Annotated in this window: 18 protein-coding genes and 1 pseudogene; 11 read left to right on the plus strand and 8 right to left on the minus strand. The window is 71.3% G+C overall.

Translation table 11 applies throughout. The annotated features are described in order from the left end of the window. Positions 1-17 precede the first annotated feature (17 nt). Entirely contained in the window at positions 18-785 is a 768-nt protein-coding gene (locus IE206_RS02860; protein ID WP_189960264.1) for a class I SAM-dependent methyltransferase, read from the plus strand. Between the two features lie 20 nt (positions 786-805). On the opposite strand, the gene IE206_RS02865 is transcribed toward IE206_RS02860, so the two are convergent. Continuing rightward, a complete protein-coding gene (locus tag IE206_RS02865) occupies positions 806-1,144 on the minus strand; it encodes a thioredoxin family protein (protein ID WP_189960265.1) in 339 nt (112 codons plus the stop codon). A gap of 248 nt (positions 1,145-1,392) precedes the next feature. Between IE206_RS02865 and IE206_RS02870 the strand changes: the two genes are divergently transcribed. Then, a complete protein-coding gene (locus IE206_RS02870) occupies positions 1,393-2,463 on the plus strand; it encodes a hypothetical protein (RefSeq protein ID WP_226598673.1) in 1,071 nt (356 codons plus the stop codon). Between the two features lie 66 nt (positions 2,464-2,529). Here IE206_RS02870 and IE206_RS02875 read toward each other — a convergent pair whose 3' ends face one another. After that, positions 2,530-3,324 (minus strand): phosphodiesterase, encoded by a 795-nt coding sequence (locus IE206_RS02875; protein ID WP_189960266.1) that lies wholly within the window; start codon positions 3,322-3,324, stop codon positions 2,530-2,532. A 68-nt stretch (positions 3,325-3,392) separates the two neighbouring features. Here IE206_RS02875 and IE206_RS43545 point away from each other — a divergent pair. After that, positions 3,393-3,980, plus strand: a pseudogene (locus tag IE206_RS43545) (scabin-related ADP-ribosyltransferase); the annotation flags it as partial. Positions 3,981-4,198: 218 nt separating this feature from the next. Here IE206_RS43545 and IE206_RS02880 read toward each other — a convergent pair. Then, the gene (locus IE206_RS02880; RefSeq protein WP_189960267.1) at positions 4,199-4,852 is read right to left on the minus strand and encodes a class I SAM-dependent methyltransferase; all 654 of its coding nucleotides are present in this window, start codon (positions 4,850-4,852) and stop codon (positions 4,199-4,201) included. Positions 4,853-5,122: 270 nt separating this feature from the next. Here IE206_RS02880 and IE206_RS02885 point away from each other — a divergent pair, with 270 nt between their 5' ends. Then, positions 5,123-5,752: a dihydrofolate reductase family protein gene (locus tag IE206_RS02885; protein ID WP_189960268.1), complete on the plus strand. Its 630-nt coding sequence runs from the start codon at positions 5,123-5,125 to the stop codon at positions 5,750-5,752. An 88-nt stretch (positions 5,753-5,840) separates the two neighbouring features. Here IE206_RS02885 and IE206_RS02890 read toward each other — a convergent pair whose 3' ends face one another. Beyond that, positions 5,841-6,170: a cupin domain-containing protein gene (locus tag IE206_RS02890; protein WP_189960269.1), complete on the minus strand. Its 330-nt coding sequence runs from the start codon at positions 6,168-6,170 to the stop codon at positions 5,841-5,843. 264 nt (positions 6,171-6,434) lie between these two features. Between IE206_RS02890 and IE206_RS02895 the strand changes: the two genes are divergently transcribed. Further along, positions 6,435-6,995, plus strand: a complete 561-nt coding sequence (locus IE206_RS02895) for a uridine kinase family protein (RefSeq protein WP_189960270.1) — start codon at positions 6,435-6,437, stop codon at positions 6,993-6,995. 13 nt (positions 6,996-7,008) lie between these two features. Here the strand turns inward: IE206_RS02895 and bla are convergent, their stop codons facing one another. Continuing rightward, positions 7,009-7,959: a class A beta-lactamase gene (gene bla / locus IE206_RS02900; protein ID WP_189960271.1), complete on the minus strand. Its 951-nt coding sequence runs from the start codon at positions 7,957-7,959 to the stop codon at positions 7,009-7,011. Between the two features lie 377 nt (positions 7,960-8,336). On the opposite strand from bla, the gene IE206_RS02905 reads away from it, so the two are divergent. The 4 genes from IE206_RS02905 (at position 8,337) to IE206_RS02920 (ending at position 11,410) form a co-directional block, all read left to right on the plus strand. Next, positions 8,337-8,969, plus strand: a complete 633-nt coding sequence (locus IE206_RS02905) for a DUF4956 domain-containing protein (RefSeq protein ID WP_189960272.1) — start codon at positions 8,337-8,339, stop codon at positions 8,967-8,969. Continuing rightward, positions 8,966-9,790 (plus strand): polyphosphate polymerase domain-containing protein, encoded by an 825-nt coding sequence (locus IE206_RS02910; protein WP_189960273.1) that lies wholly within the window; start codon positions 8,966-8,968, stop codon positions 9,788-9,790. Before IE206_RS02905 ends, IE206_RS02910 begins: the two co-directional genes overlap by 4 nt. Before the next feature lie 154 nt (positions 9,791-9,944). After that, positions 9,945-10,934: a trypsin-like serine peptidase gene (locus tag IE206_RS02915; protein WP_189960274.1), complete on the plus strand. Its 990-nt coding sequence runs from the start codon at positions 9,945-9,947 to the stop codon at positions 10,932-10,934. Further along, positions 10,934-11,410 carry a GNAT family N-acetyltransferase gene (locus tag IE206_RS02920; protein ID WP_189960275.1) on the plus strand — a complete coding sequence of 159 codons (477 nt, stop codon included), beginning with the start codon at positions 10,934-10,936 and terminating at the stop codon, positions 11,408-11,410. The genes IE206_RS02915 and IE206_RS02920 overlap by 1 nt, the downstream gene beginning before the upstream one ends. A 72-nt stretch (positions 11,411-11,482) precedes the next feature. Here the strand turns inward: IE206_RS02920 and IE206_RS02925 are convergent, their stop codons facing one another. The 3 genes from IE206_RS02925 to IE206_RS02935 all read right to left on the minus strand — a co-directional run bounded on the left by IE206_RS02925 (position 11,483) and on the right by IE206_RS02935 (position 14,150). Further along, positions 11,483-12,235 carry an FAD:protein FMN transferase gene (locus IE206_RS02925; protein ID WP_189960766.1) on the minus strand — a complete coding sequence of 251 codons (753 nt, stop codon included), beginning with the start codon at positions 12,233-12,235 and terminating at the stop codon, positions 11,483-11,485. Between the two features lie 97 nt (positions 12,236-12,332). After that, positions 12,333-12,755: an FMN-binding protein gene (locus IE206_RS02930; protein WP_189960276.1), complete on the minus strand. Its 423-nt coding sequence runs from the start codon at positions 12,753-12,755 to the stop codon at positions 12,333-12,335. Between the two features lie 30 nt (positions 12,756-12,785). Next, positions 12,786-14,150, minus strand: coding sequence for a ferredoxin reductase family protein (locus IE206_RS02935; RefSeq protein WP_226598675.1), 1,365 nt, complete (start codon positions 14,148-14,150; stop codon positions 12,786-12,788). Positions 14,151-14,341: 191 nt separating this feature from the next. Here IE206_RS02935 and IE206_RS02940 point away from each other — a divergent pair, with 191 nt between their 5' ends. After that, a complete protein-coding gene (locus IE206_RS02940; RefSeq protein ID WP_189960277.1) occupies positions 14,342-15,076 on the plus strand; it encodes a response regulator transcription factor in 735 nt (244 codons plus the stop codon). Then, positions 15,073-16,545, plus strand: coding sequence for a sensor histidine kinase (locus tag IE206_RS02945; protein WP_189960278.1), 1,473 nt, complete (start codon positions 15,073-15,075; stop codon positions 16,543-16,545). The genes IE206_RS02940 and IE206_RS02945 overlap by 4 nt, the downstream gene beginning before the upstream one ends. Positions 16,546-16,571 lie beyond the last annotated feature (26 nt).

Genomic DNA, 16,571 nt, shown 5'->3' on the forward strand with positions numbered 1-16,571 from the left:
AGAGGCGGGACCAGGCCATGCCGCAGGAACCAGCAGGCGAGCGGGCCTGGGCCGGGCGCGAGGGCGCGCGGGCTTTCGCGGCGGTGGACGCGGCGACCGACTGGCTGGTCGGCTATCCGTTCGTGTTCCGGGCGCTGGCCGAGAACAGCCCGGCGGGCGGGGCGCTGCTCGACTTCGGATGCGGGCCGGGGCGCGTCGCCGACCAGGCCGCCCGGCGGCTCGGCATGCGGATCATCGGCGTGGACGCATCTGAGGAGATGCTTGTCCTGGCCCGCCAACAGGGCACCCCCGGGGCCGAGTACCACCTGGTCACGGACGGCCGGGCGGACGAGCTGCCCGATGCCTGCGCGGACGCCGCGATGTGCAACCACGTCCTCGCGTCGCTGCCGGACGAGGAGACCGTCCTCGGCGTGTTCGGCGAGATCCACCGGCTGCTGAGGCCCGGAGCCCCGCTCGTCCTCCTGACCACGGACCCCGCGGGCAGCGGCGTCGAGTACGCCTCCTTGCGGGTCGGCGAGCCCGGCGTCGCCTACCACCCCGGCCAGCCCATGACCGTACGCCTGCGTCGCACCGACGGCACCTGGCAGACCATGCCGAACCACGCCTGGCCCCCCGCCGCGATCTTGGACCTCCTGGAACGCGCGGGGTTCACCACCGCCGCACAGCACCACCCGACTCCGGACGAGGCGGAAGGCGTCGCCGACCCGGAGCATGCGCACAGCCGCGACTGGGCGGCCGAGCGCAGGCTGCCCCCGCTTGTGGTGACGGTCGCCACCAGGGCCTGAGCCGGGCTGCCCCGGCCTTCTCAGAGATTGCTGTCCAGGAATTCCTTCAACGCGGGTCCGTCCATCGGACCCGCCTCCGTGGCCGCCGCCTCCCCGCCCTTGATCAGGACGACGGTGGGCGCTCCGGTGACTCCGTACCGCTGTACGGGGCCAGGACACCGCGTCATGTCGACCTTGACGGCGGTCAGGCGTCCCGCGTACGCCTCCGCGGCCTCCCCCACAACCTCGTCCATCTCCTTACACGCCTTGACGGCCTTCGGCCAGGTCCCGCAGAAGTACGCGAGCACCGGGCCGTCGGTCATGCCGAGGATGAAGTCGAACTCCTGGTTCTCCAGCGGTTGGTGGACCCTGCGGGCCATGGCACTCCTCGTGTTCCGAGCAGTACTCCGGTCGGTACTGCGATCAGCGCTGTCCTCGGCGCCGCGGCTCCCATCATGACCCGCGCGGCCGGCGCAGTCTGCCAGGACCCCGTCGTCAGGCGGCGCTCCGGGGCCCGGCCCACCGGCACAGTTCCGGTCGGTCGCCCGGCGAGGCGCACCGCCAAAGGGGCGCGCGGGGGGCGGATACTGGCGGCGTTTCCGTACGCCGCGCGCCCGAGGAGCCGGTCATGGTCCTGCCTCCCCCGCCCTGCCAGCATCCGCCGCCCGGCACCTTCGCGCGTCGTACGGTGCTGCTCGGCACGGCGGCCTGGTGTGTGAGCGCCGTCGCGTGCTCGGGCGGGGCGAAGACGTCGTCGGCCGCCTCCACCTCTTCATCTGCCACGGGCTCGGGCACGCCGTCCACCGCCATCGCGCCCGCGACCATGTCTCCGTCTGCCTCCGAGAGCCCTGGCTCCGGGCTGCCCCGGGCCGTGCCGTGGCGGCCGGGGGCCGGTGAGATCGAGCCGGCGGCCAAGCTCGCCGCCGTCCAACTCGTCGAGGCACTGGGTACGTGGCCCGTCGGGCAGAGCGGCGAGCAAGCGGGGGCGGACCGGGCCGCGGCCCTGGGCATCCCCGCTTCCACGGCGTCTCGACTGGCCGCCCAGGCCGGGTCGTTGATGCCGACGGCGGATGCGGCGGTCGTCCGGGTGATCGACGCCCAGTACGGCGGGATCCTGTCCGACACGGCGAGCGTTCTGGTGGTGTGCGACCAGCCCACCCTGACGGGTACGACCGTGGGGCCCGGCGGCACCACGGTCGACGTACGGCTCAGCCGCGGCTCGGCCGGCTGGCGTGTCACCGCCCTGCACCCCGCGGCACCCGGCCCGGCGAAACCGCTGGCCCCGCCGGCACGGGAGGTGCTCGCCCAGTCCCGGATCGAGCTGCCGCCCGCTTCCGCCGCCGACATCCGCAGCGGTGCCGTGCACGACAGTGTGCTGCGCGCGATGCTCCAACTGGCGGGCGCCTACCGGCTGTCGGTCAGCGTCGTACGCTCCGGACACCCGCTGGATGTGTTCGGCACCGATCGCCCCAGCGACCATCCACTCGGCCGGGCCTTCGACGTATGGCGCATCGACGGCCACCCCGTGGTCGACCCGGCGACCTCCCGCAGCCTGATCACCGCCTTCATGCGGGCCGCGGCGGCAGCCGGTTCGTACAACGTCGGCGGCCCCGTGCAGTTGACGGGCGGCGCCACGGCGAATCAGTTCTTCTCCGACAACACCCACCACGACCACGTTCATGTGGGGTTCACCGCCTGACGCGGCCGCTTTACGGGATCAGGGCCGCGGTTCCGGCATGGCCCGGAGGACCATGTGGCCGTCCTGTCATCGGCCGGACGGCCACGTGGCGACTGGAGCGGCCGCATGGCTGACGGAGACGGTGTGGGTGACCCACATGGGTCCGGCACCCATATGGAGCAGGAAAGAGGTGGGTTCAGCAAGGTAGTTGGGGATCTCGCCGCGCAGGGCGAGCCCGCTCTGGAGGTATGTGCTGGGGGCAACGGCCAGGGTGCTGCCCGCGAAGGCGGCGGTGACGGACCGGTGGACATGGCCCGCGAGGACCAGCGCGACGTGCGGATGCCGTCCGACCACCTCGGCCAGACCATCACCATCGGCCAGCCGCATCCCGTCCAGGAAAGGGATCCCGACGGGGATGGGCGGATGGTGCAGGCAGACGAGTGCCGGCATGTCCGGTCGGCGACCAAGTGCCTCGTCCAGCCAGCCCAGTTGGGCTGCCCCCACGTGGCCACCGGGTGATCCCGCCACCTTCGAGTCCAGAACGACGACGGTGAAGGCGGGGTGGTCCACCACATAGTGTGTGTCGTGTGTGTGGCCCAGGAATGGGGTGCCGCCAAAGGCGTCCCGCAGGGCCTCGGGGTCATCGTGGTTGCCCGCGACGAGATGCAGCGGCAACGGGAACCCGCCGATGACTTCCCGCAGTACCACGTACTCCTCGGGGCGGCCGCGGTCGACGAGATCGCCCGTAATGATCACGGCGTCCGGCTGCGGATCGAGCGCGAGGACACGGCCGAGCGTACGGCTCAGGGCCTCGGCCGGAGTACCGGCCAGCGCGCCGGATGTGATGTGCGGATCGCTGAGGTGAGCGATGGCCGGAGTCATCCCCGCACGCTTCACCCTCACCTCCCCCGGCCACAACCGATCACGCTCAGGGCGAAAGCCCGCCGCTGTTGAAGACCGCTCTGCGCGTCCTCGCCGCCACGTCCCTGGCCGCCGCCTCGCTGACCGTCGCCGCTCCCGCCGACGCGACCGTCCAGCACGCCACGACGGCACGGGCACAAGCCCCCGACACCGGACCCTGCGGGCCGGTCGGCCGGTTCCACCCGTCGGACTGGTGGCGAACCACCACGTCCGAGTCCATCGCCCCGGCCGTCCGGCATGCGGCGCAGGACGAGAACTGGCAGTGGCGCGACGATGCCAACACGCTCTGGCGGGGCGACACCCGGGACAACGTGCAGCAGCTTTTCGACGACGGTTTCACCCCGCGAGGCGAGACGGTCACCCCGCTCGCCGAGTACATCGTCAAGGGCGGCGGCCAGAACACCGCGCACGTCAGCACGAGTTGCGAGAAGTGGGTGGCGGAGAAGTTCGCCACGTACGGTGCGGCGAAGACGGGATGGGTCTACGAGATCGAGGCTCCGGGCGGCATCGACGTGAGCGCCACGGCCCACCTCAACGGGTATCAGTCCCCGTACCTGTGGAACAAGGAGATCGACTTCCCCGGCGGGGTCAAGGGGAGTTACATCAAGAAGGCCTGCAAGTACCGCCTCCTGAAGACCGATCCGGACACCAAGGTCAACACGTACGAGAACCTGGGCTGCCGGGCCAACGACCACTTCGAGCCCCCCTTGGCTGTGGCGCACGCTGAAGACGGGAGGGGGCGCCGGGTGGCCGCCCGAAGGAGATCCTCAACGGCCTGGCGGGGTAGCGGGCGAGAACTGCGCCATCCCGCCACTCGCCCCGCCGCCCTGAGGAATTACGCTTCCGCCTTGCGCGCCAAAAGACAGGCGTGGCGTCGCTTCACCCGGCCGTCCGGCTCCTGCTCCATGCGCGCGGTGACGACGAAACCGGCCTCGCGCAGCAGCTCGGCCGTGCGGTCCAGCGGCAGGAAGTAGGACTCGTACGACACCGGGCGGTCCCAGGCCTGCCTCGGGCACATGTGCTCGTCGTTGCCTATGTAGTCCCCCCACATGAGGTGGCCGCCGGGCGCGAGGGTGCGGTGGAACTCGGCGAACACCGACGGCAACCGCTCCGGCGGGGTGTGGTGTGTGGAGTAGTAGGCGAGGATCCCCGCGAGCTCATTGTCGGCGATGTCCAGCGCGGTGATCGAACCCTCCATGAACCGCAGCTCCGGATGAGCCTCCCGGGCCAGCTGGACCATCCTCGGCGACAGGTCCACGCCGAACGCGGAAAGCCCGAGCAGGGTCAGGTGCGCCGTCACCCGGCCGGGCCCGCATCCGACGTCCGCGACCGGTCCGGCACCGGAGCCCCGCACGAGCTCGGCGAAGGTGTTCAGCATCCCGCGTGACAGCGGGTCCAGCTCCGCCGGGGTGATGACGCGCTCGACATAGACGTCGGCGACGTTGTCGTACGACTCCCGGATGGCGGCCAGGTAGGCGGGCTCGGTCATGCGGCGACTCCAGACGAGAGCGATTCGGCACCGGACCCGAGCGTGTGGGCTCGAGCGCCGGACCCTAGCACCCGATCGCGAGCATCTGTACCGCTCCGGTGGCCACGCCGACAAGGTCTTCGGAGAATTCTCGGGGGACGTGTCGAATCGGCCGTGTCCCATTCGACGCACGGGTGAGAGCAGGAGTCATGTGTGGCAACCGCCGCGCACCGAGTGCCGGCCCCCTCGCCCCGCCCACCTGCCGTCCCGTCCGGCCAAGGAGAGAACGCCATGCCCAAGCTGCGCGCACACAACCTCACCATCACCCTCGACGGCTTCGCCACCGGGACCGACCAGCGCCTGGACGCGCCCTTCGGCGACGGCGTGGACGGCCTCCACGATTGGATGTTCGCCGCGATGCGGGACCGCGCCGAAGGCAGGACCGGCATCGACGTCGACTTCGTCGCGCGCAGCGAGGAGAACATCGGCGCCACCATCATGGGCCGCAACATGTTCGGCCCCCTGCGGGGCCCTTGGCAGGACGAGTCGTGGACGGGCTGGTGGGGCGACAACCCGCCTTACCACCACGACGTGTTCGTACGCACCCACCACCTGCGGCCGTCACTGCCCATGGAGGGCGGGACCACTTTCCACTTCAGCGACGAGCCCGTCGAGACCGTCCTTGAGCGGGCGTTCGACGCCGCGGCCGGCAAGGACGTACGCATCGGAGGCGGCCCGGACACTGTCCAGCAGTACCTCCGCGCCCAGCTCGTCGACGAGCTGCACCTGGCCATCGCGCCCATGCTCGCGGGCCGCGGCGAGCGCCTGCTCGACAATCTGGGCGACGGGGTCGACGGCTACCGGGTCGCGGAACTGACCAGCTCCGCGACCGTCACCCATGCGGTTCTGGTACGCCGCTGACGCGCATGAGGGCGCGTATCGGGATCTGAATCGGGACCTGGATCGGAATGTATGTGGGAGGCGAACACAAGGAGTGGACTAGGTCGGGTCAGGTCATCGCCACGGTCAGCAGGAACGCCGAGTCCTCCAGCGCCTCCACGGTGTGCGCCGTGCCGGGCACGGCCAGCAGATCGCCGTCCCGGCCCTCCCAGCTGTCGTCCCCGGCGACGAGCCGGATCCGGCCGGACCACACCAGGAGCGTGGCCTCTCCCCCTAGCCCGTGTTCGCCGAGCGTGTTCCCCGCGGTCAGCGCCATGACCGTCTGCCGCAGCACCCGCTCGTGCCCGCCGATCACCGTGGACGCGCTGCGCCCGGCCCCGGCGTCCCGGGCCGCCTTCAGCTGAGCGCGGGCGATTGCTTCCAGGGAGAACTTCTCCATGCCTTGCTCTCACTTCCTTGTGCGAAGGGTGCCGCGCGTGAGGGCACCGCGCCACGGGGGTACGTACCAGGCCGACCCTGGCAGAACCGTGCGTCAGCGGCACGCCGGGACGCGCCGGAAGGCGGCTCGGGCTGCGGTCACTGATGGCAGCCACGCTCGCCGCCCCGCCCCGCACAAGCCCCCGTGCGATCATCGGCCGGCATCACGAACGGGGAGGGCCGGGATGCGACCGGCCGTCGCAACGAGCAGAGCGGGGAGAGTGGGATGCTGCTGACATTGACCGGAGGCGCGGGCGCGGGCAAGACGACGCTGGCCGCGGCACTGGTGGAGACCGCGCCCCACACTCCCGTACGGGTTCTGCACGGCGACGACTACTACTTCCACACCCCGGATCGCGGGGTATGGGCGCCCGACGAGGCCGGGACGCCACGTCTGGATGTCGGCGATCCCCGCTCCATGGACGCCGAGCGCCTCGGCCGCGACGCCGACGCCGCTCTGGCAACCGCCGCGTACGTCATCGTCGACGGCATGTTTGCCCACCACATAGCCCCGGGTACCCCGCACGCCCGCTTCGATGTGTTCGTCGACCTGCCGGCCGACCTGCGTCTGGCACGCAAAATCCGGCGCAAATGCCTGAGCGAGGGATTCCCCCTCGACGTGCTCCTGCGGAACTACGTCGAGCACCGCCGGGACGCCCACACGCGCCACGTCGAGCCGGTGCGTCACGTCTGCGACCTGGTGGTCGACGCCACCCTGGACCCACATACCGTGGCTCGGGATGTGTGGTCAGCCATCACCAACAGGGCTGACACGCAGAGCAGTTGAGCCCCCGGCCGGTCTACTGCACACCGAGGCCGTGCACCAGCGTGGAAGCCGTGCTCGCGATCACCGCATTGTCCGCGGTGGCGTCGGCGGTCGTGTGGTTGGTGTAGATCGCGATGATCACCGGGTGACCGGACTTCGGCCAGGCCACGGCGATGTCGTTGGCCGATCCGTAGGCGTCGCTGGTGCCGGTCTTGTCGCCGACGGTCCAGTCCTTGGGCAGGCCGGCCCGGATGCGTTCGTCGCCCGTGACGGTGGCGCGGAGCCAGCCGTTCAACCGGTCCCGGTCCGCGGGTACCAGGCCGCTGCCGAGGGAGGTCCTGGCGAGGTTTCGGCCCATGGCGGCGGGGGTCGTGGTGTCGCGTCGCTCGCCGGGCTTCCAGTCGTTCAACTCGGGCTCCCAGCGGTCCAGCCGGGAGACGGGGTCGCCGAGGGACCGGTAGTAGTGGGTCAGTCCCTGGGGGCCGCCGATCCGGCCGAGCAGCAGGTTGCCCGCCGTGTTGTCGCTCCGGGTGACGGCCGCACGGCAGAGTTCGGCCACTGTCATGCCCTTGTCGCCCTTGCCTTCGGTGGCAGGGGAGTTCGGGACCTCGTCGCTCTTCTTCCAGTGGATGACCTTGTCCATCAGCCCCGGCTCCGAGCGCCGGGCCTTGTCGAGGACGGCGGCACACGCCATGGCCTTGAAGGTGGACAGGGACGGGAACTTCTCGTTGCCCCGGTAGCCGACGGTCCGCCCGGTGGCGGTGTCGAGGGCGTACGCGCCGATCCGTACGTGGTGTGTCGTCTCAAGGCGGCTCAGTTCGCCCGCGACGTCATGTGTGCCACCCACATGGAATGGCGCCGGCGTCGACGGGGATTGTGTGGTGGTCCGGTCCTGCGCCTCGGCCGCCTGCACCGTGGAGGCGGTACCGGTGGTGAGGACCGCGAGGGCAAGCAGCGCGGCGGGCCACTTCGCACGGGAAGGCATATGTGGCCGTCGGACGGAGGCAAAGCGTGTCGTGTTGTCTCGCATGGCTCCAGCAGAACAGGCCCGGGCCGCCTCCGTCCAAGAGCCGTCCAGGGAACGCGGCCATAGCGATCTGCCTATGGCGCCTGGTGCGGGTGGTCACGGGGCGGATGCCCAACGGCCCGAACAAGGTGCGGAATCACCACCCGGCGAGAGGCCCGCAAGAGGGCCGAACGGGACAGCCGAGATGCCGTATTGGCCAATGATCACTCGGATACATCAATGATCCGTTGGATTTACTGACAAGTTGGCGAACGTTCACCCTGCGGCCTCCTAGAGTCTGGGTTCTCTTCCCGTCCACACACGTACGGACTCGTACACGCACAGGAACCGGAGCCATGGATTCACTACGCCATCTCGCTGCCCATCTGGGGCTCGACCTCGCTGCCATCTGCCTGCTCACGTTCGCGATCTACTATCCGAGGCACCGACGGCGCGATCTCGTACCGGCGTATCTCGCCCTGAACGTCGCCCTGTTCACCATCGTCGCGGCGCTCGCCGAAGTGGGCGGCAGCGGCGGGATGGCACTCGGCTTCGGTCTTTTCGGAGTCCTCTCGATCATCCGGCTGCGCTCCGATGCCGTCCAACACGAGGAAGTGGCCTACTACTTCACCACCCTGGTCCTCGGCCTCATCTGCGGTCTGCCGCACCTCGGGCTCGCCCTGGCCGCGGCACTCAGCGCCGTTCTGCTCCTTGTCGTCTACGCGGCGGACCACCCGCGCCTGTTCGCCCGCGCCCGGCGCACCGTCATAACGCTCGACACCGTCCACACCGACCCCGCCGCCCTGCGGGCCGACCTCGCCCGTCGCCTGGGCGAGCCCCTGCACTGGACGGTGATGGAGATCGACTTCGTACGGGATCTGATGGTCGTCGACGTCCGCTATCGCGAGCCCGAGCCGAGGCCGGCCGGGCAGCAGACCGGTTCTGTCGAGACCCTGCGTCCGGCCGCGCCCGCACTGGACTCCGTATGACCATCCAGACAGCGGCTCCGCCGGCCGCGGAAGCCGTACGGGCCATCAACGAGGCCGCGTACGAAGCCGACCCGATCTCGCTGGCCGAGCTGAACGAGCGGTCCTCACTGCTCACACGGTTCGACCGCAGCTATCTCGTGCCTGCCGACACCTTCCTGCGGGTGGTCGGCCGGCTCACCGAGGCCCGCCGTCCCGGCGGGTCGTTCCGGGCACTGGCCATCGACGGCCGCCGCGCCTTCCGCTACCACTCGGTCTACTACGACACCCCGGGGCTCCGCTCCTTCCACGACCACCGCCAGGGCCGCCGCCTGCGCTTCAAGATCCGTGAACGTGTCTACGAGGACAGCGGAGAGCGGCAGTTCGAGATCAAGCTCAAGGGCGCCCGCGGCGACACCGTCAAACACCGCTGCCCCCTGAACGGCGAGGACACTCCGCTCGGCACCGCACAGCAGGCGTTCCTCGCCGACACGCTGAGGCACGCCTACGCGATCGACGCGCCCACCGCGCTGCGGCCCTCGCTCTCCACCGACTATCTCCGGTCGACGTTCGTGGCCGACGGGCAGCGCATCACGTGTGATGCCGGGCTCGTGTGCGTCGATCTGCGGACGGACCGCATGGTGCGCTGCGCCAGTGGTCTCGTGCTGGTCGAGACGAAGTCCGCGGAGCATCTCACCGAGGCGGACCGGCTGTTGCACGCCCACCGGGTGCGGCCCGCCGTGTTCACCAAGTACTGCGGCGCGTTCGCCGTGCTGCGTCCCACGCTGCCCGCCAACCGGTGGCGGCGCGCCGCACAGCAGGCGTTCGATCCGCTGCCCGGTTGACGGCCCATGTGGCTGAAAGCCATACCAGCCGTTCGCGATGGGTGGGGCCACCATGTCACCGACGCGCCGCGCCCGGGCAACTTCGGGCACTTCTGCCCGCAACCGCGCCAGCCGTATGGTGAGCCGTCATATGTGTCCGGACCGAGGGGTACTGATGGTGCGTAGGAACAGGATCATCCGGCAGGCCACCGCGATCACGGCCGTCCTGCTGCTGTCCGCCGGGGTCGGTCCGGCGGCGTTCGCCGCGGACGCCCCGACCCCGCCCAACCCGGACGCGGCCGAGCTGAGCGCCTACTGGACGCCGGCCCGCATGACGGCGGCTCTGCCCGACGAAACGGACCGGGGTGGTTCCCCGGGGGCCGGCACCACATCGGCCGGCACCGCCTCGCCCACCGTGGACGGGCCCCGGCCCGGCGAGTTCATCCCGCCGAGCAGGAGCTTCGACGGCATCCCGCAGGCCGGCACGTTCTTCTGGACCGACGCCTCGGGTACGGGGCGTACGTGCAGCGGATCGGTGGTGCGCAGCCCCGGCCACAATCTGGTCCTCAGCGCCGGGCACTGCCTGAAGGGGTACTCCGGCGCCTCCCCCAAGCGTCATCTGGCCTTCGTGCCGCAGTACCACGACGGGCTCACACCGTTCGGGATCTTCCCCGTCGAGGACAACGGTGTGTACGTGCCGCAGGAGTACTACGACCGGGGCGAACACGCGGGCGCCGCCTACGACTTCGGGTTCGCGGTCACCGAGCCCAACCAGGACGGGAAGCTCATCCAGGACGCGGCCGGCGCGGTCCAGCTGCTCGTCGATTCGGGGTATTCGCATGCCCCGGTGCGGATGATCGGCTACCCCGGCGGCGCGCAGAAGCCGCTGGAGTGTCTGAGCTGGACCACGAAGTGGGTCAGCGACGACCCGGCCGACCCGGGCACCTTCGATCGCATCGCCTGCGACGCCTTCGTGGGCGGGACCAGTGGCGGCCCGATGCTGGTGGCGCGGCCCGGCGGGTGGGCGGTGATCGGCGTCATCGGCGGCTACCACACCGGCGGGAACACCCCGCAGGTCTCCTACAGCGCGTACTTCGGCGCCGCCACCAAGGCCCTGTACCAGGCCGCGACCACGGGTGCCCCGCCGGCCGGGCCCGCGTCCTGATGACCGTGGCGATCGCCCTGCGCGCGGTGCGGGACAGCGACCTGCCCGCCTTGTGGGAACAGCTCTCCGACCCGGAGGCGCAGCAGGTCGCCGCGGTCACCCGGGAGTACAACTACGACCGGAAGGAGTTCGACGCCCACTGGGCGCGGGTGCGTGGCGATGCTTCGGTCACGATGCGCACCGTGCTGGCCGACGGTGTGGTGGTCGGCCATGCCGCCGTCTACGGTCCGCCGGACGAGCGCGAAGTCACGTACTGGATCGACCGGGTGCACTGGGGCCGAGGCATCGCCACCGCGGCCCTGGCGCAGCTGGTGGGCCTCGAAAGCGCCCGCCCGCTGTTCGCGCACGCGGCGGCCGACAACACCGGCTCGATCCGTGTACTGGAGAAGTGCGGCTTCGTCGTCACTGGGCGCGGCCGGGGTTTCGCGTTCGCCCGCGGCCAGGACATCGACGAGGTGCTGCTCACGCTCGCATAGCCATGCTGCTCGCTTGCCGCCGGCAGCGTCGACCCGGACCAGTGGGCTGCGGCACCATGTCTTCGTCACACATCAACCACCGTGACATGTAGGCGGGTTGTCGTGTCGGGCGGCGGGAAAGTGCTCGCTCTGCCACACGTCGCCCGCCGAGGTCACCAGCAACGTCTCGTAGGCGCTGTGGGCCCGGGTCCAGGTCCGGGCCGGCGCGTCCCCCATGGCGAAGAGCGCGGTGGCGTATGCATCGACCTCGGTGAGGTGGCGCCCGGTCACGGTGACCGATACGAGGCCCATGGCGGGCAGCCCGGTGTGTGGGTCGAGGATGTGGTGGCCGCGTTCGGCGGTGCCGGAGGTGGCGACGGCGAGGTCCCGGCCGGTGACGACGGTCAGGAGTTGGCCGGGGTGCAGGGGGTGCGCGATGCCGATGCGCCATGCGCTGCCCGGGGCCGCCTCGCCCCTGAGTTGGAGGTCGCCGCCGCCGTTGACACAGGTGTTCCGGGCCCCGGCGTCGTACAGGATCTGTGAGGCACGTTCGGTGGCCCAGCCCTTGACCAGACCGGAGGGGTCAAGTCGGCCGCCGGGGGTGTGGCTGAACCAGCCGTCTGTGGCGGCGGCGGCCTTCTCGCAGCGGGTGAGCACGTCGGCCACCTCGGACGGGCGGTCGCTCACGCCCATGTGGCCCCGCGCCATACGGCTGATCGCGCTGTCGCGCCGGTAGGTGGAGAAGACGGCGTCCACGTGGTGCAGCCAGGCGACGGCCTCGGCCAGGGCGTCGCGGACCTCGGGGGTGGGCCGGTCACGTATGTCGAAGGAGAAGACGGTGCCCATGACGTGTTCGGCATGGCGAAGGCCGTCGGCGGCGCGGGGCGGCTGCGACCCTCCGGCCGGAACGGTCGAGTGCGGCCCCGCTGCCGCCCGGGTCACGTCATGCACCGGCCTTGTCCAATGCGCTCTGCAGGGACTGGATGTAGCCCTCGCTGGTGTAACTCGCGCCCGATACGGCGTCGATCCGGGCGTTCTGCGCGCCGAGCGCCTCCTCGTTCAGGCGGGGCACGGCGCGTGCCGCGATCTCCTGGTCGCGCCCGCTCTCGCTGGGCACCTGGAGGACGTGGACGGCGGCGAGTCGCCCCTTGTCGAGGGTGACCGACACCTGGACCGGCCCGTACCGGGTGTCGATGGCGTCCCCGGTGAAGTCGCCGGTGCGGGTGCCGGTGGCTGCCGTCGGCGGTGTCGAGGTGGTCGGCCGGGGTGCGGACACGGCGGGCGGATGGCTCTGGTGGGGCTTGAGGGAGAGCAGCAGGACCACGCCCGCGGCGGTCGACAGGGTGGTGACGGCGACTCGGCGCACGGCGGGTCTCCTCTGGCTTCGGGTCGCGCATCAGAACGCGAAGGACTCGTGGTGGATGCGGCGGCGCTGCACTCCCGCGTCGCGGAGGGCTCCCAGCGCCGCGTCGGTCATGCCGGGCGGGCCGCAGAGGTAGACGTCCCGGTCCCTGAGGTCGGGCACGTACTGGAGCAGGGCCGCGGCCGTCAGCGGCAGGCAGTGGGCGGCCGGTTCGTCGACCGAGTACAGGATCCGGGCGCCGCGGGCCGCCGCGAGGGCGTCGAGTTCGCCGCGCAGCGCGAGGTCTTCGGGGCGGCGGGCCCGGTAGAGGAGGGTGATGTCGCCGGGCAGGGTCTCCAGGAGCGTGCGCAGCGGGGTGATGCCGACGCCGCCCCCCAGGAGCAGCGTCCTGGTTGTGGTGCGGCGGGCCGCGGTGAAGCCGCCGTAGGGGCCTTCGGCCCACACACGGGTGCCAGGGGCCAGTGTGGCGAGGGCGGCACTGTGGGTACCGACGGCCTTCACGGTGATGCGCAGGTGGCGGTGGTGGGCCGGGGCGGAGAGCGAGTACGGGTTGGCGGCCCACCACAGGCCCGGAGCGAGGAAGCGCCAGCGGAAGAACTGCCCCGGTTCCGCGCCGAGTTCGTCGAGGTGTTCGCCGGTGAGGTGGACGGACACGACGCCGGGGGCTTCGCCGCGGACCTCGGCGACGCGCAGGCGGTGGCGCATTGCGCGACGGACGGGGATGACGAAGCGGTACCACAGGAGCAGTGCGGCGATGCCGAGGTACATCGCGTACCAGGCGAGCTGGGCCGGCCGGTTTCCGACGAAGTCGGCGCCGTTGGAGAGCTGGTGCCCGAAGACGAGGAAGACCGCGAGGTACGTCGCGAAGTGGAGGTAGTGCCAGGTCTCGTAGCGCAGCCTGCGGCGGGCGACGCGCGCGGAGACGATGCCGGTGCCCACGAGGAGCAGGAATCCGGCGGTGCCCTTCAGGAGGTCCGGGTAGTGCAGCACGAGGGTGGTGGTCTGGCTCACCACGTTCGCGTGCGAGGTGACCGCGTAGCCCCAGATGATCAGCAGGGTGTGGGTGAGGGCGAGTGAGAGGGTGTAGCGGCCGCCCATGGCGTGCCAGCGGGCCAGGCGGTCGGTGCCCACACCCCGGTCCAGCACGGGGATACGGGCCATGAGGCCGAGCAGGACCGCGCAGGCGTATCCGGCGAGGAGACCGGTGATGCGGCCCCCGTCGGTCAGCCATCCACCCGGGCCGACGACCGATGTGGTGTCGCTCCACCACAGGCCGAGGACCCCTGCGGCGCCGCTCCAGATGAGGGTCTGGGCGGCGACGGGTATCCAGGCGGTGCCGCGCGGTGCGGCGTGCGGGACGCGCGCAGCGGGTCGGCTGTCGTACATGCCGGCGGCCATCCGGTCCCCTTTCCGGGCGGCGGACCATGTGGTCCGGCACCATGTGGGTGGTGCGCGGCCAGCCTCACACCGGCACTTCTGAGTTCCCTCTGAAAGGGGGGCGCCGGATCCGGATCCACAGGTGATTCAGAGGAAACTCAGAGCTCTGCGTTCCCCTGTCGGCGGGGTGCGCGGGGGATGCTGGAAGCACCATGGAAAACCCTTCACCACCTGCTGTGCTCCGCAGGCCCGACGGCAGCCCCGTCCGGATCCTCGTCGTCGACGACGAGCCCGATCTGACGGAGGTTTTGTCCGGCGCCCTGCGCTCGGAGGGCTGGGACGTCCGCTCGGCCGCCGACGGCGCGAGCGCTCTCAGCGCCGCGGCCGCCTTCCGTCCCGACGCGGTGGTCCTGGACTGGATGCTGCCCGACCTGGACGGGCTGCACGTGCTGCGCGAGATGCGGGCCGGCCTGCCCGACGTCTGTGTCCTGTTCCTGACCGCGCGCGACTCCGTCGAGGACCGCATCGCGGGCATCACCGCGGGCGGCGACGACTACGTCACCAAGCCGTTCAGCCTGGAGGAGGTGCTGGCCCGGCTGCGCGGGCTGCTGCGCCGGGCGGGCATGGCACGCGAGCCGGGCGGGAACCGCCTGGTGGTCGGCGATCTAGTGATGGACGAGGACGCGATGGAGGTCAGCCGGGCGGGCCGGCTCGTGGACCTGTCCCGCACCGAGTTCGAGCTGCTGCGCTTCCTCATGCGCAATCCGCGCCGGGTGCTGTCCAAGGACCAGATCCTGGACCGGGTCTGGTCGTACGACTTCGGCGGCCGCGCGCACATCGTCGAGCTGTACATCAGCTATCTGCGCAAGAAGATCGACGCGGGCCGGGTGCCGCTGATCCACACGGTGCGCGGCGTCGGCTACGTGCTGAAGCCCGACCCCTCATGAAGCGGCCTGATCTCCCGCGCCTTGTCAAGCAGCAGCGCCTCGCGGGGCGGCTCGGTCTCCCCCGCACGCTGCGGGCCCGCCTCACGGCCGGGCTCGTCCTGCTCCTGGCGCTGGCGTGTCTCGCCGTCGGGGTGACGTCCGTGCTCGCCCTCGAAGGGTTCCTGGTCAGCCGTCTCGACCAGCAGCTCAGCGCGTCCGGCGGCCGGTTCGCGGCCAGTCTCGAACACGACGAGAAGCCCGACGCCGACAACCAGCCGGACACCCGCGGCCAGTCGAACGGCACGTTCGGCGCCCGGCTGCTGCGCGGCGAGACCACCCAGGCCGCCGTGGTGCACGCCCAGACCGACGCCGCCGTGGCGCTCACCGACGCGGACCGCGCCGCGCTCGCGGCCGTGCCGGCCGACGGGCGGGGCCACGACATCCGGCTGTCGACGCTGCGCCACTACCGTGTCGTCGCGGTGCCGGGCGACGACGGCGATGTGCTGATCACGGGGCTCCCGCTGGAGCCGGTGGAGGAGACCCTGCACCGCCTGGAGGTCGTCGAGGCCGTCGTGTTCGGTGCCACCCTCGCGGCCACCGGAATCGCCGGAGCGCTGTGGGTACGGCTCTCGCTGCGGCCCCTGCGCAGGATGGCTGCCACGGCGGCCGAGGTCACCCGACTCCCCCTGGCCAGTGGGGAGATCGCGATGCCCGCCCCGGTTCCCGACACCGATCCGCGTACGGAGGTCGGCCAGGTGGGCACCGCGCTCAACCGCATGCTGGGCCATGTCGGGGACGCGCTGGCCCAGCGGCAGGCCGGCGAGGAGCGGCTGCGCCACTTCGCCGCCGACGCCAGTCATGAGCTCCGCACTCCGGTCGCCACCGTGCGCGCCCACGCCGAACTGGCCCTGCGTCACCGCGGCCCCGTACCGGGCGAGGTGCGGCATGCGCTTGAGCGGATCCAGTCCGAGACACAGCGCATGACCGGCCTGGTCGACGACCTGCTGCTGCTCGCCCGCCTGGACGCGGGCCGTCCCCTCGCGCGCGAGCCGGTCGACCTGACCCGGCTCGCCCTTGACGCGATCGGCGACGCGCGCGCCGCCGCCCCCGGTCACCGCTGGCTGCTCGACCTGCCGGAGGAGCCCGTCATGGTGACCGGCGACGAACACCGCCTCCACCAGGTCGTCGCCAACCTCCTCACCAACGCCCGCACCCATACCCCTCCAGGCACCGAGATCACCCTCCGTCTCGGTGAAACTGGCACGGGAGCACGGGAGTTGAGCGTGGCGGACACCGGCCCGGGCATCCCGAAGGACCTGCTGCCCGAGGTGTTCCAGCGCTTCACGCGGGCCGGCCACAACCGCGCCGTGTCGGCGGGCTCCGGTCTCGGCCTGGCCATCGTGCTCGCGGTCGCCCAGGCCCACGAGGGAACCGTCGACGTCACCAGCCGCCCGGGCCGCACCGTCTTCCGGGTGACTCTGCCGCGGTGACGCGGAACGAACCTGTATGACGCAGC

Source organism: Streptomyces violascens (assembly GCF_014649955.1).
Lineage (GTDB): Bacteria > Actinomycetota > Actinomycetes > Streptomycetales > Streptomycetaceae > Streptomyces > Streptomyces violascens.

Bases quoted from the DNA above. Each gene is read 5' to 3' on its own strand.
- IE206_RS02860 (WP_189960264.1), top strand. From the start codon at position 18: ATGCCGCAGGAACCAGCAGGCGAGCGGGCCTGGGCCGGGCGCGAGGGC.
- IE206_RS02865 (WP_189960265.1), bottom strand. From the start codon at position 1,144: ATGGCCCGCAGGGTCCACCAACCGCTGGAGAACCAGGAGTTCGACTTC.
- IE206_RS02870 (WP_226598673.1), top strand. From the start codon at position 1,393: ATGGTCCTGCCTCCCCCGCCCTGCCAGCATCCGCCGCCCGGCACCTTC.
- IE206_RS02875 (WP_189960266.1), bottom strand. From the start codon at position 3,324: ATGACTCCGGCCATCGCTCACCTCAGCGATCCGCACATCACATCCGGC.
- IE206_RS02880 (WP_189960267.1), bottom strand. From the start codon at position 4,852: ATGACCGAGCCCGCCTACCTGGCCGCCATCCGGGAGTCGTACGACAAC.
- IE206_RS02885 (WP_189960268.1), top strand. From the start codon at position 5,123: ATGCCCAAGCTGCGCGCACACAACCTCACCATCACCCTCGACGGCTTC.
- IE206_RS02890 (WP_189960269.1), bottom strand. From the start codon at position 6,170: ATGGAGAAGTTCTCCCTGGAAGCAATCGCCCGCGCTCAGCTGAAGGCG.
- IE206_RS02895 (WP_189960270.1), top strand. From the start codon at position 6,435: ATGCTGCTGACATTGACCGGAGGCGCGGGCGCGGGCAAGACGACGCTG.
- bla (WP_189960271.1), bottom strand. From the start codon at position 7,959: ATGCCTTCCCGTGCGAAGTGGCCCGCCGCGCTGCTTGCCCTCGCGGTC.
- IE206_RS02905 (WP_189960272.1), top strand. From the start codon at position 8,337: ATGGATTCACTACGCCATCTCGCTGCCCATCTGGGGCTCGACCTCGCT.
- IE206_RS02910 (WP_189960273.1), top strand. From the start codon at position 8,966: ATGACCATCCAGACAGCGGCTCCGCCGGCCGCGGAAGCCGTACGGGCC.
- IE206_RS02915 (WP_189960274.1), top strand. From the start codon at position 9,945: ATGGTGCGTAGGAACAGGATCATCCGGCAGGCCACCGCGATCACGGCC.
- IE206_RS02920 (WP_189960275.1), top strand. From the start codon at position 10,934: ATGACCGTGGCGATCGCCCTGCGCGCGGTGCGGGACAGCGACCTGCCC.
- IE206_RS02925 (WP_189960766.1), bottom strand. From the start codon at position 12,235: ATGGGCACCGTCTTCTCCTTCGACATACGTGACCGGCCCACCCCCGAG.
- IE206_RS02935 (WP_226598675.1), bottom strand. From the start codon at position 14,150: ATGGCCGCCGGCATGTACGACAGCCGACCCGCTGCGCGCGTCCCGCAC.
- IE206_RS02940 (WP_189960277.1), top strand. From the start codon at position 14,342: ATGGAAAACCCTTCACCACCTGCTGTGCTCCGCAGGCCCGACGGCAGC.
- IE206_RS02945 (WP_189960278.1), top strand. From the start codon at position 15,073: ATGAAGCGGCCTGATCTCCCGCGCCTTGTCAAGCAGCAGCGCCTCGCG.